The organism is Ensifer canadensis (assembly GCF_017488845.2).
GTDB classification, from domain to species: Bacteria; Pseudomonadota; Alphaproteobacteria; order Rhizobiales; family Rhizobiaceae; genus Ensifer; species Ensifer canadensis.
In genome coordinates, this window is record NZ_CP083374.1 from 913106 (window position 1) to 937576 (window position 24471).

Consider the following 24471-nt stretch of genomic DNA (forward strand, 5'->3'; position numbering starts at 1 on the left):
AGATGTTCGACTAGATGAGCCGGCGATAAGCCACATACATCATCGCCAGCCACACGACTGACATGACGATATGGGCAACATTGGCGCCCATGGCGCCAATCTGCGGAATGAAGATCAACGCCGTCACGTAAAAGCCCACGACCGAAATCAACACGCTCGTGAGGACTCTGTGTTCCTCTCCTATCGCCAACAGTGCCGAGCGGAAGACGGCACCGACGAGGGTTAGTGTTACGGCAATCGACTGGACAATCACCAGTGGCGCGGCGCCGACGAATTGCGGTCCGGCTGTCCATTTCAGCAGCGGCTCGATCGAGACGTAGAATGCACCTATCATCGCGACGCCGAATGCAAGGAGCAACCACTGCGTCTGGGATACGGCGCGCCGGAATTCGGCGCTCGCGCCCGCGGCCCATGCGCGAGCGAGTTCAGGATAGAGCACCGTCTGGACCTGGCTGCCTGCTTGTTGCGCCAGGCGACCGACGCGCTTGGCGATGTGAAACAGCCCTGCTGAAGCCGGGTCGGCGAGGTAGCCGACCAGCAATGTGTCAAGTTCGTTGGCGCTTGCGCGAATGGTCAGCGAGACATTCGCCGATATCGCGAATTTCCATAGGCCGGGAAAGCGGGTCCGAAGCTGTGCCATTGACGCCGACGCCAGACCGTGAAGCAAGCCTTCGCGCTTGAGGGCAACTAAGGAAAAAGTAACCAGCGAAATGGCGCTCAGGATCTGCGCTGCCATCCAGATCAATGCGAATTCGAACAGCCCAGCACCGGTTATGTAGCCGAGAAAACAGAGGATGACGCGCAAGAGGCTCGAAATTACCTGGCCGTAGGCTAGGGAGGTGAACCTGCCAAAAAGCCTGAGGACCGCTGTCGGCATGCCGGAAAGCTGAAAAGGCAAGACGAAGCAGTAAACGAGGACCAGTTCTTTCACCGGCTCCGAGAGGTCGAAGAAGGGTGCGGCGAGAAGAACCAGCAAGATTGCGATCAGGCAACCGGCGATCGCGGCCGCGACATCGAGAAGGAGTCCAAACTTCAAGATGGCGCGCAGATCGTCGTTACGCCCGGCCTCTTTTGCCTCGCTCCCGAACTTAATGAGCGGCTGCCAGGACTGAAAGCTGACCAGCCGCTCGACCGCCCTTATGTATGCGAAGCACAGCGCTAACATGCCATAGTCGGCCGGACCGAGTGCGCGTGCGGTCAAGGCAAAACCGGCGAGCCCAATGATCGAGCCGAGGAAATTGCCCGTCATCAGATGAGCGACCGCCTGCAGCCTCTCCTTAAGGCTTTTTTCCCGCCTCGCGATGTCGCCGAACGCCTTCACGGCGCGTCGTAGTTTCTTGCGGATCGTCACGCGCGTTCCAGAAGATCATGCCGGGGGCGCCGGCGAGAGAAGGGACAGTCTAGGTAGCTCTTTCGGGGTAATCCATCGGGGTAATAAAAATCGAAATTACTCTCCCTTTGGGGATATGTATTATAATGTTACCGCATCTTTTTATTTTCAACCAAAATCCTTTGACGGCTCGGCGAACGTCAGAATATAGTCGCCGACAATACGATCTCCGAGCGTTGTCTTTTCTTTCGAGAGGCGCAATCGCATGACCGGAATCACGAGCTCATTCGACAGGAGCCTGGCGAGAAGGATTTCCAAATATCTTCTCGCAGCGATCCTGTGTTTTCTGCTCAGCGTGACGACGGGGGGAGGGCTTTCCGCCGACTATCGGCTGTCTACGGGCGATATCCTCACCTTCGACTTCCTGGACGACGCCGAGATTCCCGTGACGGTAACGATTTCGAGCGACGGCGATGCCCAATTTCCTTTGATTGGATCCGTCAAGATCGCTGGATTGACGGTGACCGCGGCCTTGGAAAAATTACGCTCCGAGTACCGTTCCCGGGAAATCCTGATTGATCCAAAGCTCTCGCTCAACATCTCCACGTTTCGTCCGATCTTCGTTCTCGGCGAAGTGCGAAGCCCCGGTTCCTTCCCCTTCTACGGCGGCCTGACGGTAGAACAGGCCGTGGGTCTCGCTGGCGGCACCCAGATCGCATCCGTCAATCCGTCCGATCGGATCGTGGCGCGCGCAAGGCTCCGCGGCGAGATTGAGGGAGCTGACGCGCAAATCGTCTATGAGGCGATTTACGCTGCCCGTCTGGTTGCGCAACTGAAGAACAGCGCGAAGATCGACCTGAAGGACGTGCCGGAAGTCGCCAGCGGATACCTCGCCGACTTACCTCTCAAAGGGGTTATCGAGGTCGAGGAAAAGATCCTGAGTGCCGATCTCGCCGCCAACAAGTCCCAGAGCGCCATTTTGTCGGAAGGAATTGTCCAGGGGCAAGGCGCGATAGACATCCTCGATCAACTTGTGGCTCAACAAAAGGAAGTGGTCGACATCAATGAAAAGGACCTGGCGCGGGTGAGCTCGCTGCGCAAGCGTGAACTCAACACCGAAAGCGACCTTTCACGCGCCAGGAGCAACGCATCGAACGAAAAGTCCCAGTTGCTTGAGACCTTCGCGACGCTTGCCCGTTCACGGCGGGAGCTGAGCGAAATGAAGCTGGAATTCGCCAAGCTCGGGGCGGATCGCGAGAAGGAAATTCTCATGCAACTGCAGGAGCGCGACGTGGAGATCAAGAAACTGATCGCCAGCAGGCAAGCTGCCCAGGAGCAAATTCTGCTGATGGCGGCGGCGAGCGCCGATGAAGCAAACAAATCCAAGATCAGTTACACCTACGAGATCCGCCGCAACCCCGTCGGCGGCAAGCCGGCGAGCATTGAGGCTTCCCCATTAACGGAAATGCTGCCGGGCGACGTCTTGGTAGTGGCAATAACGGGCATGTAAGCAAGCACGGTCACGGCGGCACCGCCGACCAAACAGACGACGTGACGGAGAGCGGATTGAGACGGAACGGCCGACATGCACTCGAGATGGGCCCTATAGCTTTACCAGCTGAAAATGGCCGGGTAGACAGCGTTCTCATCGCCGGCGTGTTGCTTATCCTCTGCCTGCCGCTGATGCTGTTGGCGGCCGCGATTGTATTCGCCACACTCGGTCGGCCACTCATTTTTCGACAATTGCGTGCCGGTCTCGGGGCTAAGCCATTTTCCATCGTCAAGTTTCGCACCATGCGCGAAGGTCGCGATGCGAACGGACACCTGTTGCCCGACCAACTGCGCGCGACGAGACTGACATGGTTTCTGCGACGCACGCGCCTCGACGAATTGCCGCAATTCCTTTCCGTTGCGCGGGGTGAGATGGCCTTCGTCGGACCGCGCCCGCTTGGTCCCACAACCATCGCGGAATTCGGTGAACTCGGCCGGGTCCGATGCCGGGTACTGCCCGGCATCACCGGATGGGCGCAGGTCAACGGCAATACACGCCTGTCGAACGAGGAGAAACTGGCGCTCGACATCTGGTATGTCGATCATGCTGGTCGATGGCTCGACACGCGCATCCTCGTCATGACCGTACTCACGCTTGTCGCCGGCGAGAAGCGAAACGACAGGCACTTGGCAGAGGCACGGCGTCATGTCGCCGAACGATACGGCGCCGCCGCGCCTTTCGCACCACTAGGAGAAAGCCATCGATGAGCAAGCGAGCCAAGGCAAAGAGGGGTCCCGCGTTGCCTGTTCCGCTCTCGTTTGGCCGAACCCTGGTGATCGCGCCACACCCGGATGACGAGGTGTTGGGAGCGGGCGGAACGATCGCTCGACTGACCGCGGAAGGCGAGCGGGTGTTCGTGGCGATCGTAACCGAGGGGCGGCCTCCCGCCTTCACTTCGGAAAGCATCGCTCTAGTCAGAGCGGAGGCCAATCAGGCCCACGCATTGCTAGGCGTGGAGGAAACATTCTGGCTCGGTTTCGAAGCAGCCGGTCTCGACCTGGCCGGGCATTCCGCCGTCAACAGCGCGCTCTCGGATCTCGTTCGTCTCCTATCTCCCGAGACAGTTCTTCTGCCATTTCCCGGCGACATTCATCGAGATCATCAGCTAGCGTTCCTTTCGGCGTTGGTGGCAAGTCGACCCCACCAGGAAAGCTTCCCTCATCGCATACTGGCCTATGAAACACTGTCCGAGACCAACTGGAACGCGCCCTATCTGACCCCAGGCTTCACGCCAAACGTCTTCGTCGACATCTCGAGCTATTTCGAAAAAAAGCTCGAAGCAATGCAGTGTTTTGCGTCCCAGATCCGCTCGCCGCCACACGAGCGATCGACGAGAACGCTGTCGGCGCTGGCGCAATTGCGCGGCGCGACGGTGATGAGCGAAGCGGCCGAAGCGTTCGTCCTTGTTCGTTGGATGCTGCCACAGACGCGCTCATGACAGGATGGAGTTCGGGGGGACACAGATGCATCGATGGCCCATCTACGATGAACAGCAGATCGCAGACGTCTGCAACGTGCTGCGAACCGGCGAGGTCAACGCCTGGACTGGACCTCACGTTCGCGCCTTTGAAGCGGCCTATGAACATTATCTGGACATGCGGCATGCGATCGCGCTTGCAAACGGAACCGTCGCGCTTGACTTGGCACTTCATGCACTCGACCTGCAGCCCGACGACGAGGTCGTCGTTACACCCAGGAGCTTTATAGCTTCCGCATCCTGCGTGGTCATGGCCGGGGGTAGGGCGGTGTTCGCCGATGTCGACGAGGAGAGCCAGAACATCACGGTAGAGACGATCGGCCGCTGCCTGTCAAAAAAGACCAGAGGCATTATAGCGGTTCATCTCGCCGGCTGGCCCTGCGACATGCCGGCAATCATGGCGCTGGCGGCCGAAAACGATCTCTGGGTGATCGAGGACTGCGCCCAGGCGCACGGAGCCTCCATAGCAGGCCACCCCGTCGGAACGTTCGGCGAGATCGCCGCATTTTCGTTTTGCCAGGACAAGATAATTTCGACGGGCGGCGAAGGTGGCCTGGTCGCACTAAACGACGAGGCCATGTGGAAACGCGCCTGGAGCCGCAAGGACCACGGCAAGAGCTACGATGCCGTGTTCAAGACGGAGCATCCCCCGGGGTTCCGTTGGCTGCATGAGACGATCGGCACCAACTGGCGCATGACGTCGATACAGGCAGTGCTCGGGACGGCGCAGCTCGCCACGCTTGCCAACACTCACGATATCCGTGCGGTCAACGCAGCAATCCTTCACGACGCCATCAAGGATCTGTCGGCGCTTCGCACCCCAATGCCGCCGCCGGATTTCGTCCATGCGTGGTATCGCTTCTACAGTTTCGTGAAGCCAGAAATGCTGCGCGACGGATGGAACCGGGATCGGCTTGTGGCGGAGATCAATGGCCGCGGCGTGCCGTGTTTTAGTGGCAGTTGCTCGGAAATCTATCGGGAACAGGCATTCATCAACGTCGGCATGGTGCCGGCGCACCGACTTCCAGTCGCCCGGTCTCTCGGAGAAACGAGCCTGGCCTTTCTGGTGGATCCCAGTTTCGACGAGCAGGCAATGAGGACGATCGCGGACGTCGTCAGGAACGTCGTCGTGGGCGCTACGAAGTGACCGCGTGAACAGCAGCTCGTTCGCGCATGCAGTGAGCTGCGATCGGTTCGAGCATACGGTCTGCTCGGGACAGAATGGACCGAAACCAGGTTCTGCCGGATTTTCGGCGAGAAACGAGGAACGCGTCCGCCAACGCAGCATGAGAGGTCACCCGAACACGCTTGAGCATGCCCCTGTGACACCCTGCAAATGCTGCTCATCGGCACCCCCTGACGGCGCACTGAAGCCGTCGCGGCAGCGGGTAAAACAGAATACACTGCAACTGCGATCCGGAATGTAACAACCATCATCTAATTGACCGAGGACGTGTGGAACGCGAAGGGGAACATCAAGGAATGGCAACGAGCCCGTATCGTGGCGCGTACGACCATCCGGACCAAAAAACGACCAGAACCACGATTGTCGTCCCGGCACTCGGCGCCGGCGGCACCGAGCACGTCGTCAGCCTGGTAGCAAATCACTGGTCACGGCAAGGGCATGAGGTAACCATCATTACTTTCGAGGCACCAACTTCGGAGGCCTATTATCCGATCGATCCGCATATCGATATCTGGCGGCTCGGTGGGGCAGGGCGGCCTCGATCGAACCTTCATTCCGGTCTGATGGCGTTTCGCAGGATGCGAAAGCTTGCCGCCGCGCTTCGAGCGTCGCGCCCGACCTTCATCCTCAGCTTCCTCACGCGTACAAACGTTCTCACGCTGCTCGCAGGCTGGCGGCTTGGTGTGCCGATCATCGTTTCCGAGCGCAACAATCCCGAACTGCAGCCCGTTGGACGCGGCTGGAAGCGAATGCAGCGATGGCTCTACCCGCGCGCCTTCGGCTTGGTAACGATGACGCGCGGGGCGCTCGAAGCCTTTCCACCCGCCATGCGCAAGCGGGGCTGGGTCGTTCCCAATGCATCCGATCTGCCGCCGGGTTGGAACAGGAGACGTGAGGATAACACGCTGACTGCCGTCGGACGCCTGACCCACCAAAAAGGCTTCGACCTGTTGCTCGAGGCATTCGCCAAAATCGCGCCGGATTTGCCGGAGTGGCATTTGCGCATATGGGGGGAAGGGGAGGAGCGGGCAAACCTTGAGGCGCAAAGGAACCGCCTGGGTCTTGCCGACCGGGTGAGCATGCCGGGCGTCACGAAGCGGCCAGGAGAATGGGTGGAGACGGCCGACGTGTTCGTACTCTCATCGCGCTATGAGGGATGGGGGATCGTGCTTCTGGAGGCGATGGCCGCCGGGATTCCCACCGTGTCGTTCCGGTGCCAATGGGGCCCCGAAGAAATGATCAGCGATGGCGATGATGGAATCCTGGTCGATAGGGAAGATGTCGACGCCTTGGCCGCGGCCCTCGTAAGGGTTCTGCGCGATCCGCTGCTCAGATATCATCTTGGACGCACTGCGGAACAAAGTGCACGGCGCTTCACCCAGGAACGGGTGCTGGCAGAGTGGGACGCGGTCGCGGCAGCAACACGCGTGGTGCTCCACAGCGAGTAACGCGGCGTCGCGACCAGCATAGAAATCCCATGCCTTGCGGCAACCGTCGCAGATGCCGCGCGTGCAGGTGCCACGGAAGAAGGCGAAGACCTTGTCATGGGCGTCGAAGACCATCTCCTGGCTCTCGCGCACATCTGGCCGGACGAACATCATCCGGCTGTGGCAGGCCGGACATGGGCAACCTTGACGCTCGTCCTCACGCCGTTGCTCAAAATGATCTCGTGGCTCCAGTCGGATAGGTGAGCCTCACCTGGGGCGTAATAGTGGGGTGCATAGGCTTCCGCCGTCCCAGCTCCCCGGTTCTTCGATCTCGATGAGGTTCCGCAAAGCAACGGAGCAGTTGCGCAGGGAGTGCCAACAATCAGCGACCTGCTGCGCTTTCGGCGCTCCCTCCGGAGTCAAATCCTATTATGCCCTTTGTCGACCATTAGACCATTGCTGCAGGACAAGCCCTGGAGGATTATATCCATAGGCCGCATCAAAAGGACGCATGCGTTCTGGACCATTGCGGGTGGGCATGCCGGTCTGAAATGCTTGCGGCAGGTTTAAGGTGAGTGAACGACAATCACTCGGTCCGGGACTTGGCGAAAGGGCCGCTGACAAGTATCTACGACAGTCATCGCTCGCTCATACTCGCTCGCAGCGGTCCAAAAACGAACCAAGCGGTTTGGGGCCTAGAGACGGCTTGAGAGTGGTGCGGTTGGAAGCGGGCGAGGAACGAGCACTATGAGTTCGAGTATTTTGGCAGCAAGCGGTGGCGTGAAACAGATCATCTGTATCAATTGGGGCACAAAGTATGGGGCGCGCTTCATTAACAGGCTGTACGCGATGGTTGCTCGCAACATCACGCCTCCTTTCACGTTCACCTGTTTCACCGACAATCGAGGCGGCCTCAACCCAGAGATACTCTGCGAAGACCTGCCTCCTCTGAACATTGACATGCCCACAAATACCAGAGGCATTTGGCCAAAAGCTCGGCTCTGGGGGCCAACCTTGGGGAAACTAAAAGGCCCGGTGCTTTTTCTAGATTTGGACCTCGTGATTGTGTCGTCGCTGGATAGCTTCTTCGAGGTCGGTGAGGCCGATGATGTTGTGATGGCAAGAAATCAAACTACGCCCTTTGAGCGGCTTGGCCAAACGTCGCTCTTCCGGTTTCCAGTCGGCAAGCTCTTGCCGCTGCAGGAAAAGTTTCGATCTAATCCGCAGGGTGTTGCCGACGAGTATCGGTATGAGCAGCGCTTCGTGAGTCGAAATGCGCCAGGGGGCATCAAGTTTTTTCCCAGGAAATGGGTCCTCCATTTTCGCCAGGACTGCCGTTGGCCATTTCCGCTTAACTATTTCCTTGCCCCGCGTCTGCCACGTAACGCACGCGTAGTAATTTTTCCGCGTGGTCTTCACCCGCAACACGCGATCGAAGGGCGGTATGGATCGAAGGGATCCCGTAAAGCAGCATTCGAACACATAGCAGGCGTATTCCAAACGCAGCAACGGAAAAACAAAGGCACATTTCAATACCTGAGACACTATATTCGCCCGACGCCTTGGGTCGATGAGCACTGGCGCGAATAAGGGTGATGCGGCCCTCGGCTCTACATGCGGTTCATCTTCGATCGGATTATCGAGGCGATACGACGCGTTTCATCGAGCGGCTCGTAAATGTAGGATTCAATCTTTCCTTCGAATGGCCGGGTCAGTTGCAGGCTCTCATGAAGATCTCGATGATAGCGCACGAACTTGTCCAGTCGCGGGCCTTCGACCGGCGTTATATCAAGCGTGAATACCGGCTTGCCGGTTGCTAAAGCTTCGCAAGGCATTGTGATCGAATCTTTGGCGATAAGGAAAGCGTCGGCCGCGGCCATGTAGGCCAGATAGGGGTTCTCGGTTTGACGATCCCACACTGCAATATTTTCTCCGTTGAGTTCTAAGAGGGCCTGCTGCGTGTTATCTTCTGATCTTCGCGAGACCGACGCTACAACGCGCCAGCCTTCCCGCTCTAATTGCCTAGCGGCGTGTCTTATCGTCTCGTGCGTGGTTTCGTCGTAGACATACGCGCCGTTCGAGCCCCCGACAAAAATCGCCGCAATCGGGCGTCCATCCGGCGAAAAACGCCGGCGTGCGGCATCTCTAAGAGGCGCGAGGCGCGCCCATGTGATCTGATGCGGGACCCCGACCATTTGATGATAATTCGGCCGATTGGCTAATTCATCGACCCAATCATGGCGCGACACGAAAACCAGATCATAGCCTTCAATCCGCGGACGCTGAAGGTGCACCGTGAAAGGCAGTCCACCATAGGCCGATTTTATGTCCAGAACCGTTGGCTCGGCGCGAAAACCGCAGGAGATTACAAGTTCAGGGCGCTCCTCTGTTCTGCGAAAGAGCGGTGGTTCGAACAGTCTTTTTATTCCGCGAGCCCGACTGATCAGTTTGACCGCAGGTTCCAGGACGAATTGTTTTCCGACGCCAAGACATTGCGTAAGCGTTCCTGCCTTGCTTTCAGCTACCGCCCACACGCAACGCGCGTCCAACGATTTGTCTTCGTCGTAGTGCACTTGCAAGTATTTACTCCGATCTGATCGCTTTGGGACAACGGAACATGTATTACGACGATCGAAAATCCCTGTTAGAACTTCTATAGCCGAGTTGCGGTATCTTGATTGAGCTCGATCTCATACTGGCTGATGAATTCCAACATACTTCGGTCTTCTACCACGTTCTCTTCTATGTATCTTATTGTTGTAGCGACTTTGTTCCTGTACTTATCAACGGCCCCGTCGAAGGACCAACCCCTTTCTGTTTTTTCTTTCAGTTCTTGTACCGACTTTGCGTAATAATGATTGAGCTGAATGAACTCTGCCGAGTAAAAAGCGGGAGCCTTCCTCTGTTTTCTAGTAACTGACTTTCCGCCGTCGTTCGCAGTTTTATCGCCGTGAGAACGTGTTTGGAAGTGATGCACGGCAACCTTGGTCACCTCGACCGGGTCGACGATGCACTTGAAATTGCTGGCGTCAAGATGCTGCCGCAACGGGTCTGCCACGCGCATGGTGTACGCAAGGCAAACGGGTCCTGCGGGCCGGGAAACATGACCGCTATGGCCAAACATGTGCCACGGCAGGGAAATGTTCGGAAAACCTCCTGAACCGCGCAGGGCTTCTTGCAGGGTTCGTCCTTTCTTAGGTAGCAAAAATTCGTCGACGTCGATGAAAGCCATACGATCGTATTTGCCCCCGAAATTCAGGATTGCATGGGCGAAAGCAACCGTCTGGCCATTCAGAAGTTCGCCGCTTTCTTCATCCCGCATGCGCAAATTCCAAGGAACAACGGTGAGTTCTTCCTCGGTCAAGATCCGCCGCAATACATCGAACGTTCCATCACTGGAGGCGTCGTCGTAGAGGTGAAAATGACGAACACCCACAGCTTTATGAAAGCGTACCCACTCCTCAACATAGTTGCTTTCGTTCTTTACGCAGGCCACAATAGCAATGCCATTCCGGCCCGCCTCTGCCGTTGGAGGTGTGATCTCGAGTTCTCGTGTAAGATGCCGATTAGCCTTCAGTCCAAACATCGAAGCGCCTTAGATTCTGAGCAGTTAAACAGTCGTTTTTCTATCCTTGCCACTGGTGGGAGCGGAAGGTGTGGACTTGAGCGCTTCGTTGAACATGCATTGGGATGATTTATCAATAGCGCTTGCTTTGATTTAGCGAGGACCATCTTTACAAAATAGTAAGCCGAATCCCAAAGCATCGAAGTACGTCGAGGTACGGCTCATCAGTAAGGACTTATTCGATAATGGATTTCCCCGCTTCTGCAACGACGGCAAATTTAGTGGCGGCGGAGCAATGGCGCGCCCTATTCGCGGACTTCTCACACATCGTCCTTGTGGCTAATAGCGACCAGGTAGATATCGAGGAGCTTCAGGCCGAATACCCGTCAACTACGCTCTTCATCTTTTTCAATAAGGTCTACAAGGTTCTTGATAAAAAATTTACTGGGCACTCCTTGCTGATATCGCGTGCTCAACCGCGCGGCGCCAACATTGTGTATCGACAGGAGGTCGCCGATGTCGTCAAGCTGTTCGCGCCTGAAAAATTCCTCGGCATTATGAATATCCGCCTAGGGGCGGGCGAACGTCTCAACACCACCTCCGACTACTTGGGAACCCCGACCGGGCACTTGGATCTGACCGGGTATTGCGCCGAGTTCTATCCTGCGAACAAGACCCCAACTAGCGGCTTTGCAGTGGCGCTTTGGCTGATTGACCAGCAGCTCCCGGCTAAAACCATATTGGCGGGTTTCTCGGCCAAGCGGAGCGAAAAATGGCGGGTCGTCGCAGTTCACGATTGGACATTTGAACAGGTCTTTTTGCGCCTCTTTGCAAGGGTGGGAAAATTGTCTATGCGCGGAGGTGTTTCGACAAACAGCTACGCATCGCTAGCCTCTCGCTTCCCCGAGTTACCGGCTGCCGAAATCTCCTTAACGATCGCTGAAGTTCTGTCGACCCGCCTCAGTCAAACTGATGCGCAGGTTGACAAATTAGTCTCTCTAACGAACGTGTTGCGATCGGTAGATGAACTTCTACGCGGACTTAAGCCGAAATTTCTGAAGCGTACGAAGCTTCAGAAAGAAGAATGACTACCAGTGCATCACCAATATGAGGTTCGTATGGGTTCTTGGATCTCGGATACGCGCAAGCGCATTTACCGAAATGTCAAATACTGCCTCACACGCCCGGCTCCTCCTGTCGCGCCTTTCGAATTCAAGGGGCCGGTTGTAGTCGTTGGTTCAGCGCCAGTTTCTCACAAGCCGACGGGATTAAACGACGAATTCTCGATCATTACGGTGAACGGTTCTCAGTCCGTTATAACCAGCTGGGGGGTAGATGTGCCCCACATAACGATGATGATGTTCAATCAGGTCGATGGGACCACGCCCAATGCCGTTGAGGTCAGACGTGTACTAAAAGGTCAACGTACCGGTGCGCTTTATGTCTTCCTGTGGAGAAAGGATGCCCGCGGGAGGCTGGAGGATGGTCTCAGGGCGTTTGAATACAGCTACGAGCACCTGCATATAGTCGATCGTTATGAGCGCATGGCGCTGCTGGACCGTGTTGCCGGTCTGCGTTCGCTCGAACTAGATGCGGACTCGAAATGTTCCAATGGCATGAACGCCGTCCTTTTTGCCCTTTATAACGGGGCGCCCGCTGTTATTATAACAGGGATAAATCCGAACTCAGCTGGCCATGTTTACAACGAGGCGGGTCTTAAACGTCAGCATGCTCACATGGACAAGATGCTGGTCGAAAGGTTGATCAAAGCCGGTCGGCCGATCTACACGGCCGACCCGGCGGTATCGAATGAATTAGGCATCCCTTTGTGGAACCGATAGAATCAGTAGTTGCAGGAAAGGCGTTTTCGTATTATTCCGGTTGCACATTCGCCGTAGAGGAACCAATGAGTTCAAACCGCCCGTTCCTCCGTTCACTGATCAAAATCGCGACCCGTCTTGCGTTAGGCCGTTCAAGAGCACATGTGCAGGATTGGTTTCCCGGCCTCAAACTTCAGCGCGCTAGCGAAACTCAAGACGGCTCGATATGGTATCAAGGCGAACTTGTGGGAAATCTTCTGTCAACATCTCGCACTTTGCGGTTCGCTCCAAGAAGTGTTTTGATCATCGGGTCGGGGCCCTCCATTGAACAAAATGATCTTACCCGGATCGATGGATCTTCCTGCATACTCCTGAATGGCGCCTTGACCCTAGTCCCAAGCGTCATCGCCCAACCTTTGGCCGTGGCGATCGAAGACGAGCGTTTCGTATGGAGGCACTTCGATCTTATTCAGCGAATCCCGGTTGATAGCCTGTGCTTGGCCTCCGTGAGTACCATAAGGGCGATCTGCGAACTTGACCGGACCTGGTTCAAGGACAGGGCGATCGCGTTGATCGATAACGTGCGAAAGCCGTACGCGAAGAAACGCAGATCTGTCCCAGAGTTGCGAGCGCTCTCCTATGTGAGACTGAGTGAGGACGGCGCTACCGGGTTTTCCGAGAACCCGACTTCTGGGGTATTTCAGGCGGGCTCGGTTGTTATTTCAGCGATGCAATTTGCCATTCGCTGGAAACCTCGTGAGATCGGTCTCTTGGGGATCGATCTCGGCAACGCCGACATGTCCAGGTTCTACGAGACGACGGAAAAAGCCTATTCAGGCATCCGGAAGGCTCAACCGCGTATCATCGATCATCTCAACATGGCAAGGAACGTAGCCGCCGAAAACGGCATCGAAATCGCAAATCACTCGTCCGTCTCGCCTCTTGTTGATTGCGGGTTCGGCTACGATGAAAAATTTTCAAGACCCGGCTGAAGATCAGCCAAATGTGCGGGGCTCAACATCAGACCGCGGCGACGTTTGATCGCCACGGCCCGTAGTGAAAACTATGTTGGCGCGCTTTCCACGCTTAGCTGGCGCGTTGCGTCACGTGCAAGACGCGATCTCGTGCGGCAAACCATTCATCGGCGTAATCGTCCCCTTTATATTCTTCGAAATAGGGGCCGCCGTCGGTGAAATGAACGAGATTCGCCTCTGGCGAATATTCATACTCGTTGACAAGCCAATTCCAGCTCGCCGGCAGTTCGCCAATGTGATCGTCGGACTCAAGCCACTTGAACTGATGCAACTCAAGGCCGGTTGCAGAATTGACGAAGTCAAGATCAAGCTTTCGGCATTTGGCATTATTGAACAGGATCACGCTGGACCAGTTCTTTTTTTCATACTTCGTTTGAACTTGTCCCAGAAACTTAGTTTCAACTTTCGGAACATAATCGTGTTTTACGCACATGGCGGCGTAGCGATCATCTCTCAACTCCCAAAGCTTCGCGATGTCAGTCCGCATGAGCATGTCGCAGTCGGCAAAAAGTGACCATCCCTCATAGTTGCTGAGATACGGAACGAGAAATCGCGAAAAGGAGAATTCCGTTGACTGTAGCGCGTTGCGCTCACGAGTGAAGATCTTTTCGACGTTGTTCAGGGATATGGGCGTGAACGCCACAGGGATGGAGCTCTTTTCCAGAATACTTTGGCAAAGAACGTGGTAGGCAACGACTTCCTTGCTGTCGAAACCGATATAAATATTAGCGCTTTGCGTCATGACACTTCCGATTCAAGTTGGCTTCAAAATGTCCCAGGCGTGCTTCTAATAACGATCAAGAATACTGGATTAAGCGACTACTTGTGGATTCCCGGTCGTTGGAGCCGGTTTAGCCAAAAATGTTGGCCACGTGAAGCCTGGGACAACGCAGAATGGCGATTTCTTTTCGCAATCGACATTTCCAATACAAATGATCCCAACTGAATTGTGTGAACTGATGGGCCGCATCTGGCGAATCCCTCGGTCCTATCTTAGTAGCTGTTCGTGAGACGAAGCGAACATTACGGCTGCTGGGACGGTAGAAAGAATGAAAAGGCGCAATCTTTTAGCAAAAAGAGCGGATGCCATTTACGTCCTGGTCGCTGGTTACTGCCTTTTGAGCCTTGTTCTCAAAATTCTGAGGCCCGATTCGCTCGAAATCGACGAATCCGAACAAGCTTTCCTTTCCCAATTTCTGATGCTCGGATATGGAGCGCAGCCGCCCTTTTACAATTGGCTTCAATATGGAGCCGCAGCGGTTATCGGGATCTCTGTTACGTCGGTGGCAATCGTAAAAAACGCCCTTCTGCTGCTCTTCCTACTATTGTACGGCCTTACTGCCAGAATACTGACCAAAGACCGGCTCCTACAGACGGTTGCCATTCTCGGTGTACTGACGCTTCCGCCAGTGTTCCTTCTGGCACAGCGCGACCTTTCTCACACCGTTGCCGCATTATTTTCCGTGTCGCTTTTCCTATACGGCTTCTTCCGTCTTCTTAAGAATCCTCCCAATCTGGCCAGTTACTTAATCGTCGGCGCGGCGGTAGGAATTGGTGCGATCTCCAAGTACAATTTTGTGATTATCCCGGTGTCCGCACTACTCGCCATCCTGCCAGAAGCCTCACTACGAGAACGCTTATTTGACTGGCGTGTACTAGCTTCAGCTGCGATTTGTGCACTCGTCATAGGACCCCATGCCTACTGGGTAATCAACAACATAGGCCATGCCACAAGTGTGACTGTCGCTGAAATGCGGGAAGGGTCAGACGCCACGTTGCTGCCGCACGCCATTGAAGGGATGATTTCCCTCGCAATCGCGAGTTCCAAGGGCGTTGCGCTCACTCTTGCGGTCTTCGGTGGGATCTTCTATTCGGACATAGGTAAGATCGCGCGCGCAGAAAGCCTGTGGACGCGTGTCGTGGGGAGGATGCTCGTGGCCTCCTTTCTGATGGTAGCGCTTATCGTCGTTGCGATGGGAGCGACTCACATCCGCCCGAAGTGGCTGGCACTTTTTACCGCGCTGCTGCCACTTTACCTGGTGCTGAAGATCGATGCGGCCAACATTGATCCGGCCCCGCGCCTTCCCGCGCTTCTTTCGATAGCAGGCATCCTTTCTGTTGGCGTTGTACTGATGCTATGGGTGCGGGTCTACATCGGCCCAGCCATAGGTGACTATTCATTTGCTCACACGCCATACAATGGCTTTGCCCGCGCCGTGAGCTCGGAAGCGCCTCCGGCCGCGATCGTGGTTGACGACGCGATCTTAGCGGGCAATCTTAGAATACAGTTCCCAGACGCCCCAATCATTCTGATCGGGTTTTTTCCGGATGCGCAGGTCCATCTTCCTTCTGGACGAATTCTGGCTGCTTGGTCTTCCCAAGGTCAGACCCCAAAGAAGGTTCCTCCGCGTATCGCTAAGCTATTGGTAGGCGAGGACGTCAGTATCGCAGATAGGGAGCCGGAAATTGTTTCCATTCCTTACAATGCCGGGCGTCCCGGTGATCTGTACGAATTTGGCTATATATGGGTGGAATCCAGATGATCGGCGCAGCGTCGGCGAGACATGTAATCCGTGATATCGCCACGGTTTCGAACGAAAGGTAGGCCCGTCTCTTCAGACAGCTCTGACTCTGTTGTGAAAATGTTGCCGCGATCTCTCAGCCGCGTCAGAACGAAAGTGTCTTCAGCAATTTGGCGCCGCACTTTGCCTTTGTCGTTGTAGGAATGCCCCATCTGGGTCAATGAAAAACCTGTAAGAGTTACGGATGGGACGCCCACGAAAAGTCCATAGCAGAGAGCAGCAACTCCGTTCGTGACCTTGCCGACGTCGCCCACATCACCGGGAACGCCGCCACTGACAAAGTTCACGATCGCCTCACGCTCAGCCTTGGTGGCACGCATGAGGCTCTTGTAGCGGACGCTTGGTTTCAGAAGGAGTTTCATGTGCATCACCCAAAGCGGTCTCCTATGCAGCCATAGCAGACCTCTGGTCCTCACGTACGGATGTTCACCCCACGACTTCTTCCGCTTGCGAAATGTCAAATCTGCGGGTGGGAGGCCTAGGGCGTTTGCCGTCTTGCCAGAATTATTGACATCGACGCGCGCGCAATATTCGATTAAATCCGGCGGCAACGTCGGGCCGGGGGCCGAACCAAATATCAGCCACGGGGTGTCGAGAATCCCCAGTGAGGACAGCCAGTGGCGGTGACTTTCACGCAGGGTCTCAATCGTTGCAATTTCACTGGTCATTGCCACATTCCCGCTGATCAGGCAAAGAGGAGGTCGCGACTACTTGCGGCTACCACCTAGGTGGCTGCTTCGGTCGACATTAACGCAAATATGTATGCCGCCAATTGAGAATAAGGGCAAAATTGCTTGATTTTGTCAGATTTCCGGTCTCCGTTGAATTTTTGAAGCAATTTAGGAAAAGAAGATGACCGCTCGTGACGCGATGTTAGCCTCGGTTACTCGCACGATCGCTACAGCTTACGACGCCATCAGTGTGCTCGCAGCCGGATTGGCAACGCAAGCGGAATTGTCTGACCGATTCGTCGATGCCGTCGATTTGCTTTCCTCGCGGGCCGGACGGGTCGTTGTCGCAGGCGTGGGCAAGAGCGGACATATCGGGCGTAAAATCGCCGCGACGCTGGCTTCGACCGGTACTTCTTCCTATTTCGTGCATCCGACAGAAGCAAGTCACGGCGATCTTGGCATGATCACCGCGCAAGATTTGGTTGTCCTACTTTCATGGTCTGGCGAGACCGTCGAACTTGGCAACATCCTCACCTATTCGCAGCGCTTCAATGTGCCGGTGATTTCTATCACGTCGAATGCCGATAGCACCATCGCGCGCAACTCAACGATCGCGCTCGTCCTTCCAAAGGTGCGCGAGGCTTGCCCACACGGACTTGCGCCGACAACGTCTGCAATTTTGCAATTGGCGGTGGGCGATGCTCTTGCCATAGCACTGCTGGAAAGACGAGGGTTTTCGCCCGAGGATTTCAAGACCTTTCATCCCGGCGGCAAGCTAGGTTCCCAGCTATTGCTCGCTCAGGAACTAGCTCACTGTGGTGATGCCGTGCCGTTATTGCCGATTGGCACTCTCATGGGCGAAGCGATCATTCAGATGTCTTCAAAAGGATTCGGCGTTGTCGGCATCGTCGATGCTGATGGTATGTTGGCTGGCATAATAACCGACGGAGATCTGAGGCGGCATATGGCGAAGGAACTATTGGGCCTGACAGTCGACTTGGTGATGTCGCATCGCCCTCGAGTCATTCAAGGCAACCTGCTGGCCAGTGCGGCAATGGAATTAATGCAATCGCAAAAAATCACGGTTGTGTTTTTGACAAACGATCAAGGTCAACCAACGGGGATCCTGCACGTTCATGACCTGCTGCGTGCCGGCGTCGCCTAGGCATTTTCCCAAGCGCCGATGACGCCAGGTACCAGTTAGATAAAGACGACCTAAGCCTGGAAATGACCGGTCTGGTAGCGTCGCCACTTACTAATGAGAGTGCCGCACCGGTTTCATGATGAGAATCGTAGGGGGCCAGATTGGCGGTATCTCAGCACCATAACGGCTATCGGCCCGATCTGGACGGCCTTAGGGCTGTGGCAATCTTGCCGGTGCTTCTGTTTCATGCCGGTTTTGAGGTATTCCGCGGCGGCTTCGTCGGAGTAGACGTCTTTTTCGTCCTCTCCGGTTTTTTCATGGCGAGGATTATTCTAGGCGACCTCGAGCGAGGCAGCTTCAGTTTTGTGGAATTCTACCTACGTCGTGCGCGACGCATATTCCCTGCACTATTCGTGATGATGGCTGCTTCTGCCCTAGCCGCGTGGCTGCTATTTATGCCCCAGGAATTCGAGTATTTTGCCTCCAGCCTGAGTTCTTCGGCGCTATTCGTTTCAAATGTGTTGTTTCAACGAGAGAGTGGTTATTTTGATATAGCGTCAGATTTGAAGCCTTTGCTTCACACTTGGTCACTTTCCGTTGAAGAACAATTCTATATTGTATTTCCCGCTGCCGCTTACATTTCGTACAAATATGCGAGAAAGAGAATACTGTGGGTTGTCTTTGCAGCTCTGACGATGTCATTCGTCCTGAGTGTATTTGAGGTATATCACAAACCCGAAAAAGCTTTTTACCTGCTGCATTTCCGCGTTTGGGAGTTACTGATTGGAGTTGTTGTGGCGCTTTCGCCGCGGCCCTGCTATTCAGCTCGAACCAGCCAAGCGCTGACCGCAATCGGTCTCTTATTGGTGTTCGGGGCTGCCTTTCTGTACTCCTCTAATACCCCGTTTCCGGGAATTGCTGCAGCGGTCCCTTGCGTCGGCACGGCACTCGTAATTCACTCTCATTGCACAAGCGGGTGGATAGCACGCTTTCTCGACAATCCCGTCTGCATTTTTGTCGGTCGGATCTCATATTCGCTCTACCTTTGGCATTGGCCCCTTATCGTTTTTTCCCGCAACTATCTTGGCAGTGATCTCACCACCGAGCAGGCCCTCATCGTCGTTGCGCTGTCGTTTGCGACGGCTTACCTTTCCTGGAGATTTGTTGAGCAGCCTGCGCGATACGGGCGGCTAGCCATATCGGGCGCGGCCACAGCCGGCCTGAGCAGCGTAGCGATCGCCTCGGCGATCGCCTTTGGAATTTTGGTCAACAGTCTGAACGGTGTCCCGCAGAGATTACCTGAAGAGGCGCGCAGACTTTACGAAGCCACTTATGATGACGGCCCTTTCATCGCCGCTGAGTGTTTCGCCGATTCCAACGGAAATGGTCTAACGCCGGTTCAGATTAGGAAAGGCGAGCTTTGTACTCTTGGGGTAGAAACCAAGAGTGAGCCGCAGTTCCTCGTGTGGGGAGATTCTCACGCAGCGGCGATTGCTCCAGCGATCGACGTCGCGGCTCGCGAAGCGGGGCTATCGGGCATGTTTGTTGGGCGAGGATCGTGCCCGCCACTCCCGAACTCGGATTTCGGGCCAAGTTGGGCAGTTAAGCGTTGTGTCGAACACAATTCTGCGGTGATGGCTCTCATCCAACAAAGGAAATTCCCTTATGTTTTTATGGTTGGCTACTGGCCGAAGTACGTCCACAGGGCAGAGCTGCCGCGTCAAGGCGGCGTTTTCGATCCCAGCATCGAGCCTTCTACGGTAGACTGGTCCGCCCCTGTCCGCGAAAGTCTCAATACGACGATCGCCACTTTTACCCAGCAGGGGACCAAGACTGTGTTGGTGATGGATGTACCGGAAATGGGTCATGAGGTTCCGGAAGCCCTTGCACAGGCCGTGGTTTCAGGTAGCACTCTCGATGTGGCTCCACCTCTTGAATATACTCATAAGCGTCAGGCATTAGCGCGTAAGGTTTTGGAAGAGGTCGCGAAGTCGAGTGGATCTTTGGTTGTCGATCCGCTGAGTACTCTTTGCGATAAATTTCGCTGCCATGCTATGCGAGGGGCAACTGTGTTATATAAGGACGAAGATCATCTGTCCGCAAAAGGAGCAGAAAGCCTCGCCGCAGTGTTCCGTCCGGTGCTAAATGTAATCGAAGCAAAGGAGCAATCTTCCAACAGGTTACCACGTTCCTGATGGCATAGCGTCACGAGAGGCTGCCCCATAGGTTCTCTGTTGGTTTGGCCCCTTGTCCCTCAAAATGCGAGTTCGAATTGCGTCTGCTAGATTTTGATCGGCGCATGGCTTCGGCGGTACGATGGTTTACAAGAGCGTTGTCGATTGCGCGCCATCAGATTGGCTACCCGTATTGGCCGATACAAGTAGTGACCTTTTGCCGTTGTAGTGGGGCCAAAACTTTCGCCCGGTCGGAATGAAAGCTTGCAGCTGAAGCGATGGCGGCGAAAATATAACCACCGATCCGCGGTGACTTTCATACGGCAACTTCGATCCTTCATAGTCCGACATTCAGGGTCACGGCTCCTGCGGCGACCTGAGCGCCGGGAAGCTCCTTGCGCCCCGGGGCTTGCGTCAGATTGTAAATCTAGCGGTAATTCGTTCTTGGCCGGAGAATGGCATTGGAGGCTTAAAGGTTACCGGTTCACGCTATTCAAATTGAAAATGGTATCTTCTCCTGCTAAAAAAACCTGTCGCGATTAAAGTTTCTGGGAGGGAAAAATCGTGCGGATCGATGATGAACGATTGAGAGTTGCGACTCTCCACTTTGTGGTGAAACAACTTGTTGCGAGAATACTTAAAGACAATCCTACCGCCGACCTAAAATACGATGTTCTGAGCGCACTTGAACAAATCACCCCGTGCTTCGGGTCCGATGACGTCGAGCGAGGTGTAATTAGGGTAAGCATGCATAGCGAGGCGAATGCAATCTTGGATTGGGCGATCGAAGGAAAAGGATCGTCGACCTCGCTGATCGAAGGTCTGCCCTTACCGACGACTAGCCACTATCGCGAGTGGCGCTAGTTCGCGTTGATTGGACCTACCAGGGCAGAGCCTATTCAATGGGCGCCTCGCGTCAGCGAAGATGGCATACCTTGCACGGGCGGATTTTTCATCAACAGTGTTGCCGATTATTCTCCCAAATTCCCCGTTAATTCAACCTCTGACAAGATCGGTTTGCCGGGATGAAGGGCTTGAAAACTGCAGTTCTCATCAATGACACGTCCACGAAAGCCCATCTCGGATGTCGAGTGGTCGTCGGTCAAATAGCTCGTTTGGCGAAATCGGCCGGAATTCGGATCGTTGCGTCCGCTTCAGTTCATACTGATTGGCGAGAGCATCAGAGCCTTATTGCCACCATGCGGTCTGTCGATCTTGTGATCGTCAACGGCGAGGGAACTTTGCATGATGCTACTAGGCAGGCGAGGGCGCTCGCTGAAGTGGGCCCGTTCTGTCGGGCTGCCGGCGTTCCGAGCGTGCTCATCAATAGCGTATACGAACGAAACAACGCAGAGATAGCCGCGGCATGCCAGGCCTTTAACAGAGTGTATGTCAGAGAGTCCATCAGCGCTCTTGAAGCGCGAAGGGTGGGACTGAGGGCTGAAGTTGTGCCGGATCTCACCTTGTCTAGCGATGTCATGGATGCTTTCGTCGGGATGCCAAGAGTATCCACAATCGTTGTAACAGACAACGCGAACAGAGATGTCGCACGGAATGCACTGGAGGAAGCGTTGAAGAGGGACGATATCTCTTTTCTTCATCTCGACACGTCAGAGCCGAGCAATCCATTTTTGGATGCAGGGGATATGCCAGAATTCGTATTCATGAACTCTGGAATGGTGACCGAGCCGCCGCCACCTTCTCAGCGACGACAAAGCACAGCAATTCGCTCGTTTCGAAAGTCGCTGCTCAAGCCCAATGTGTTTCGGCGCATGAAAATGATCCGTCAGTTAAGCGAGCCTCTAGCGTCCAAACAAATCCTCTCCCGAATTGCTGGCATGCGAGGTGTTGTGGCTGGGCGCTTCCACGCGGCGTGCATGTCGATGTTGTCCGAGACGCCATTTGTCGCCATGTCGTCGAATACTTCCAAAATGTACGGTATGCTAAGTGATGCGGGTATCGGACAATTTCTAACTGATGACCCGAAAGTAGCATTCGAAAAAATAGAGTACTGGAAGGAAGCCGATAGCTTCGCTGTTGCGGCATATATTCAGAAGGCCCGGCGAGACGCCAAAGCCATGTTCGAAGAAATCGGAAACCTTCGTTAAGCAGGGATCTGCGTTAGAGAACTTTCCGCTTACCCGAGTATGTCTGCCACAGCGGGATACTTGTGCCTGGCCGAAGGACTCGCCAAATGAGCAGCAAAGCTTTATAGAGCCGATTGAATGGAAGGGCGCTCCTGATGCGGACAAGGAACCATCTTATTGAAGGTGAAGGATCGAAAACAGCCGGCAATTGATTCCGAAGCAATCACTGGAGTTCTCCGGCGCGTCATGGCCGAAAACGGCCGCGACCACATTCGGGGCTATGCATTTGCTATAGGGTGTCTGCTAGTCGTCGCCGCAACGACCGCCTTCACCGCATGGATCATGGAGACCGTGATCAATGAAGCCTTTGCCAACAAGCGTGGAGATGTGGTCCTCCTCATCTGCGTTTCACTTTTTGGCGCCTTCGTATTACGAGGTTTGGCAACTTACGGACAAGCAGTTGCACTCTCTACAATCGGAAACAATATCGTTGCTACCTACAAGCGACGGCTTTATTCCCACCTAATGGCGCTTAGTGTTAGTTACTATCACGAGCAACGCTCGGCGCGGCTACTCGCCAAAATCAACCAAAATATCGGCGGCATCCGCGACGTGCTGAATATGACGGTTACTTCGATTGCCAGAGATCTCCTAACGCTGGTCGGACTGATCGGCGTAATGTTCAACAAAGACTGGCTCCTTTCGCTTATAATTTTCCTCCTCGCACCTTCCCTGGTTCTCGGTCTGCGTTACGTTTCGAAGCGCCTTCGTTCGGCGACGCGCGACGCGGTAGAGGCAAACAGCCGCGTCCTCGGCGCGATGCAGGAGACGATACAGGGCATCTCCATCGTCAAGGCCTTCACAATGGAGAACGAATTGTGCCGCAAGGTTGATGCGACCATCGAAAAGGCCGAGGGTCGGGCAAACCGCATTGCGCGCCTGAGCGAACGCACCGCACCAATGACTGAGGCTTTTGCAGGTTTGGCGATCTCGAGCGTGCTTGCCTATGCCGCCTTCCGCACCATTTACGCCAATGTACCGCCCGGCGCGTTTTTCGCGTTCGTTACCGCGTTGCTTTTGGCATACGATCCGGCACGCCGCCTGGCGCGTCTGCAGGTGTCGCTGGAACGTGCGGCCGTCAATGCTCGCATGCTCTACGAAATCCTCGACACGGTTCCGCATCAGCGCGACCGCCCCGACGCGACCGAGCTGAAACTCGGCGAAGCGACGGTCGAGCTGCGCAACGTGCGCTTTGCCTACGGCAACGGGGAGGAGGTCCTCAAAGGTGTAAGTTTCCGCGCCGAAGGCGGCAAGACTACCGCGTTGGTGGGCCCCTCGGGGGCGGGCAAGTCGACGATTATCAGCCTCATCCCGCGCTTCTACGATCCAGCGTCCGGCCAGATCCTGGTCGATGGTCAGGACATTGCAGGCGTGACGAAGCAGTCGCTGCGCGATGGCCTCGCCTATGTCTCGCAGCAGCCATATCTCTTCGAAGGCTCGATCCGGGACAATATCCGATACGGTCGATCGGGGGCCACCGACGCGGAGATCGAGGAGGCGGCGCGCCTCGCCTATGCGCACGATTTCATCCTGGCACAGCCGCAAGGGTACGATACGCCGGTCGGTGAACAGGGCATGACGCTTTCGGGTGGTCAACGCCAACGCCTGTCCATTGCACGTGCACTCGTGCGCAACGCACCAATTCTCCTGCTCGACGAGGCGACCTCGGCACTCGACGCCGAATCAGAGGCCGCGGTTCAGAAAGCGCTTGACCAGGCGATGAGGGGACGAACTGTCATCGTTATCGCCCACCGGCTCTCCACGGTCCTCAATGCCGACAAGATCGTCGTAATGAGGGACGGGCAGGTCGTGGAGGAGGGCACCCATCTCGAGCTCGCGCAGCGAGATGGAGTTTACGCACGGCTTCATAACCTAAACAGTGGCGTTACGGAAAAATCACTTTCGACAGAACCTCAATCTGCCGGCCATCACGATCACTCGTCGCAATAACATGCTCCAGGACGTTATCCGCTGATAAGCTCTATGGCCTGCCCCCAAGCGCAACCTTGTCGACGGGATGCTGGTGGACTGGGGCATGTCGATCCGACTGGCCTGCAAGCCTGGGTGGGAGTGGTGGTGTCGTCACCAAAAAGGCGCTTGGCCGCGAAGACATGCGCCTCGATCAGTTCAAAGATCGGCAGGAGCGCGGCCGCCGTTCCATAACCGACTTGGTCCGCCCGCACGAGAACTGGCGATGCTCAATCCTCGTCGATAACAGCCAGGTAGCCGTTGCCAACCAGCCAGTCGCGAAGGATGCGCTTGATTGCTTCTTCGCGGCTTACCGCATGTTCAGCCATGAACAGCTGAATGCCGCCTTCAATTTCATCGTCGATCTCGATCGCCATCACTATCCCTCGGTTTT

General features: G+C 55.4%; 20 protein-coding genes and 1 pseudogene. 14 read left to right on the forward strand and 7 right to left on the reverse strand.

What is annotated here, in order from left to right; translation table 11 throughout:
• Window positions 1–10 precede the first annotated feature (10 nt).
• Entirely contained in the window at window positions 11–1351 is a 1341-nt protein-coding gene (locus J3R84_RS37610; protein WP_225968645.1) for a lipopolysaccharide biosynthesis protein, read from the reverse strand.
• A 244-nt stretch (window positions 1352–1595) separates the two neighbouring features.
• Here J3R84_RS37610 and J3R84_RS37615 point away from each other — a divergent pair, with 244 nt between their 5' ends.
• The 5 genes from J3R84_RS37615 (at window position 1596) to J3R84_RS37635 (ending at window position 6993) form a co-directional block, all read left to right on the forward strand.
• Window positions 1596–2840 (forward strand): polysaccharide biosynthesis/export family protein, encoded by a 1245-nt coding sequence (locus J3R84_RS37615; RefSeq protein ID WP_057224209.1) that lies wholly within the window; start codon window positions 1596–1598, stop codon window positions 2838–2840.
• Between the two features lie 56 nt (window positions 2841–2896).
• A complete protein-coding gene (locus J3R84_RS37620; protein ID WP_225906449.1) occupies window positions 2897–3589 on the forward strand; it encodes a sugar transferase in 693 nt (230 codons plus the stop codon).
• Window positions 3586–4320 carry a PIG-L deacetylase family protein gene (locus J3R84_RS37625; RefSeq protein ID WP_057224211.1) on the forward strand — a complete coding sequence of 245 codons (735 nt, stop codon included), beginning with the start codon at window positions 3586–3588 and terminating at the stop codon, window positions 4318–4320. The genes J3R84_RS37620 and J3R84_RS37625 overlap by 4 nt, the downstream gene beginning before the upstream one ends.
• A 25-nt stretch (window positions 4321–4345) precedes the next feature.
• Entirely contained in the window at window positions 4346–5506 is a 1161-nt protein-coding gene (locus J3R84_RS37630) for a DegT/DnrJ/EryC1/StrS aminotransferase family protein (protein ID WP_203529086.1), read from the forward strand.
• A gap of 335 nt (window positions 5507–5841) precedes the next feature.
• Entirely contained in the window at window positions 5842–6993 is a 1152-nt protein-coding gene (locus J3R84_RS37635) for a glycosyltransferase family 4 protein (protein WP_203529088.1), read from the forward strand.
• Window positions 6994–7037: 44 nt separating this feature from the next.
• Here the strand turns inward: J3R84_RS37635 and J3R84_RS37640 are convergent.
• A pseudogene (locus tag J3R84_RS37640) lies at window positions 7038–7298 on the reverse strand (IS21 family transposase); the annotation flags it as partial.
• A 421-nt stretch (window positions 7299–7719) separates the two neighbouring features.
• Between J3R84_RS37640 and J3R84_RS37645 the strand changes: the two are divergent.
• Window positions 7720–8562: a glycosyl transferase gene (locus tag J3R84_RS37645; protein ID WP_203529090.1), complete on the forward strand. Its 843-nt coding sequence runs from the start codon at window positions 7720–7722 to the stop codon at window positions 8560–8562.
• Window positions 8563–8582: 20 nt separating this feature from the next.
• Here the strand turns inward: J3R84_RS37645 and J3R84_RS37650 are convergent, their stop codons facing one another.
• Together J3R84_RS37650 and J3R84_RS37655 are read right to left on the reverse strand one after the other, a co-directional pair.
• Complete coding sequence (locus tag J3R84_RS37650; RefSeq protein ID WP_203529092.1) at window positions 8583–9551, reverse strand: mitochondrial fission ELM1 family protein; 969 nt, start codon at window positions 9549–9551, stop codon at window positions 8583–8585.
• A 74-nt stretch (window positions 9552–9625) separates the two neighbouring features.
• Entirely contained in the window at window positions 9626–10558 is a 933-nt protein-coding gene (locus tag J3R84_RS37655; RefSeq protein ID WP_203529093.1) for a glycosyltransferase family 92 protein, read from the reverse strand.
• Between the two features lie 224 nt (window positions 10559–10782).
• On the opposite strand from J3R84_RS37655, the gene J3R84_RS37660 reads away from it, so the two are divergent.
• The 3 genes from J3R84_RS37660 to J3R84_RS37670 all read left to right on the forward strand — a co-directional run bounded on the left by J3R84_RS37660 (window position 10783) and on the right by J3R84_RS37670 (window position 13349).
• Entirely contained in the window at window positions 10783–11625 is an 843-nt protein-coding gene (locus J3R84_RS37660) for a 3-deoxy-manno-octulosonate cytidylyltransferase (RefSeq protein WP_203529094.1), read from the forward strand.
• A gap of 30 nt (window positions 11626–11655) precedes the next feature.
• Window positions 11656–12378 (forward strand): membrane-anchored protein, encoded by a 723-nt coding sequence (locus tag J3R84_RS37665; protein WP_203529095.1) that lies wholly within the window; start codon window positions 11656–11658, stop codon window positions 12376–12378.
• Window positions 12379–12443: 65 nt separating this feature from the next.
• Window positions 12444–13349, forward strand: a complete 906-nt coding sequence (locus J3R84_RS37670) for a glycosyl transferase (protein WP_203529096.1) — start codon at window positions 12444–12446, stop codon at window positions 13347–13349.
• 94 nt (window positions 13350–13443) lie between these two features.
• Here the strand turns inward: J3R84_RS37670 and J3R84_RS37675 are convergent, their stop codons facing one another.
• Window positions 13444–14133, reverse strand: coding sequence for a glycosyltransferase family protein (locus J3R84_RS37675; RefSeq protein WP_203529097.1), 690 nt, complete (start codon window positions 14131–14133; stop codon window positions 13444–13446).
• A gap of 307 nt (window positions 14134–14440) precedes the next feature.
• On the opposite strand from J3R84_RS37675, the gene J3R84_RS37680 reads away from it, so the two are divergent.
• Entirely contained in the window at window positions 14441–15934 is a 1494-nt protein-coding gene (locus J3R84_RS37680; protein WP_203529098.1) for a glycosyltransferase family 39 protein, read from the forward strand.
• Here the strand turns inward: J3R84_RS37680 and J3R84_RS37685 are convergent.
• Complete coding sequence (locus tag J3R84_RS37685; protein WP_203529099.1) at window positions 15910–16641, reverse strand: hypothetical protein; 732 nt, start codon at window positions 16639–16641, stop codon at window positions 15910–15912. The two genes, J3R84_RS37680 and J3R84_RS37685, sit on opposite strands and share 25 nt — an antisense overlap.
• Before the next feature lie 184 nt (window positions 16642–16825).
• On the opposite strand from J3R84_RS37685, the gene J3R84_RS37690 reads away from it, so the two are divergent.
• From J3R84_RS37690 to J3R84_RS37705, 4 genes are all read left to right on the forward strand, one after another.
• Window positions 16826–17809: a KpsF/GutQ family sugar-phosphate isomerase gene (locus J3R84_RS37690; RefSeq protein ID WP_203529100.1), complete on the forward strand. Its 984-nt coding sequence runs from the start codon at window positions 16826–16828 to the stop codon at window positions 17807–17809.
• 140 nt (window positions 17810–17949) lie between these two features.
• The gene (locus J3R84_RS37695; RefSeq protein WP_203529102.1) at window positions 17950–19983 is read left to right on the forward strand and encodes an acyltransferase family protein; all 2034 of its coding nucleotides are present in this window, start codon (window positions 17950–17952) and stop codon (window positions 19981–19983) included.
• A gap of 1013 nt (window positions 19984–20996) precedes the next feature.
• Window positions 20997–22070, forward strand: a complete 1074-nt coding sequence (locus J3R84_RS37700; protein ID WP_203529104.1) for a polysaccharide pyruvyl transferase family protein — start codon at window positions 20997–20999, stop codon at window positions 22068–22070.
• 156 nt (window positions 22071–22226) lie between these two features.
• Entirely contained in the window at window positions 22227–24059 is a 1833-nt protein-coding gene (locus J3R84_RS37705) for an ABC transporter ATP-binding protein (RefSeq protein WP_203529106.1), read from the forward strand.
• Between the two features lie 248 nt (window positions 24060–24307).
• Here the strand turns inward: J3R84_RS37705 and J3R84_RS37710 are convergent, their stop codons facing one another.
• Complete coding sequence (locus tag J3R84_RS37710) at window positions 24308–24454, reverse strand: hypothetical protein (RefSeq protein WP_203529108.1); 147 nt, start codon at window positions 24452–24454, stop codon at window positions 24308–24310.
• Window positions 24455–24471 lie beyond the last annotated feature (17 nt).

Coding starts and splice junctions, on each gene's coding strand:
- J3R84_RS37615 (WP_057224209.1), top strand. CDS start 1,596: ATGACCGGAATCACGAGCTCATTCGACAGGAGCCTGGCGAGAAGGATT.
- J3R84_RS37625 (WP_057224211.1), top strand. CDS start 3,586: ATGAGCAAGCGAGCCAAGGCAAAGAGGGGTCCCGCGTTGCCTGTTCCG.
- J3R84_RS37630 (WP_203529086.1), top strand. CDS start 4,346: ATGCATCGATGGCCCATCTACGATGAACAGCAGATCGCAGACGTCTGC.
- J3R84_RS37635 (WP_203529088.1), top strand. CDS start 5,842: ATGGCAACGAGCCCGTATCGTGGCGCGTACGACCATCCGGACCAAAAA.
- J3R84_RS37645 (WP_203529090.1), top strand. CDS start 7,720: ATGAGTTCGAGTATTTTGGCAGCAAGCGGTGGCGTGAAACAGATCATC.
- J3R84_RS37655 (WP_203529093.1), bottom strand. CDS start 10,558: ATGTTTGGACTGAAGGCTAATCGGCATCTTACACGAGAACTCGAGATC.
- J3R84_RS37660 (WP_203529094.1), top strand. CDS start 10,783: ATGGATTTCCCCGCTTCTGCAACGACGGCAAATTTAGTGGCGGCGGAG.
- J3R84_RS37665 (WP_203529095.1), top strand. CDS start 11,656: ATGGGTTCTTGGATCTCGGATACGCGCAAGCGCATTTACCGAAATGTC.
- J3R84_RS37670 (WP_203529096.1), top strand. CDS start 12,444: ATGAGTTCAAACCGCCCGTTCCTCCGTTCACTGATCAAAATCGCGACC.
- J3R84_RS37675 (WP_203529097.1), bottom strand. CDS start 14,133: ATGACGCAAAGCGCTAATATTTATATCGGTTTCGACAGCAAGGAAGTC.
- J3R84_RS37680 (WP_203529098.1), top strand. CDS start 14,441: ATGAAAAGGCGCAATCTTTTAGCAAAAAGAGCGGATGCCATTTACGTC.
- J3R84_RS37685 (WP_203529099.1), bottom strand. CDS start 16,641: ATGACCAGTGAAATTGCAACGATTGAGACCCTGCGTGAAAGTCACCGC.
- J3R84_RS37690 (WP_203529100.1), top strand. CDS start 16,826: ATGACCGCTCGTGACGCGATGTTAGCCTCGGTTACTCGCACGATCGCT.
- J3R84_RS37710 (WP_203529108.1), bottom strand. CDS start 24,454: ATGGCGATCGAGATCGACGATGAAATTGAAGGCGGCATTCAGCTGTTC.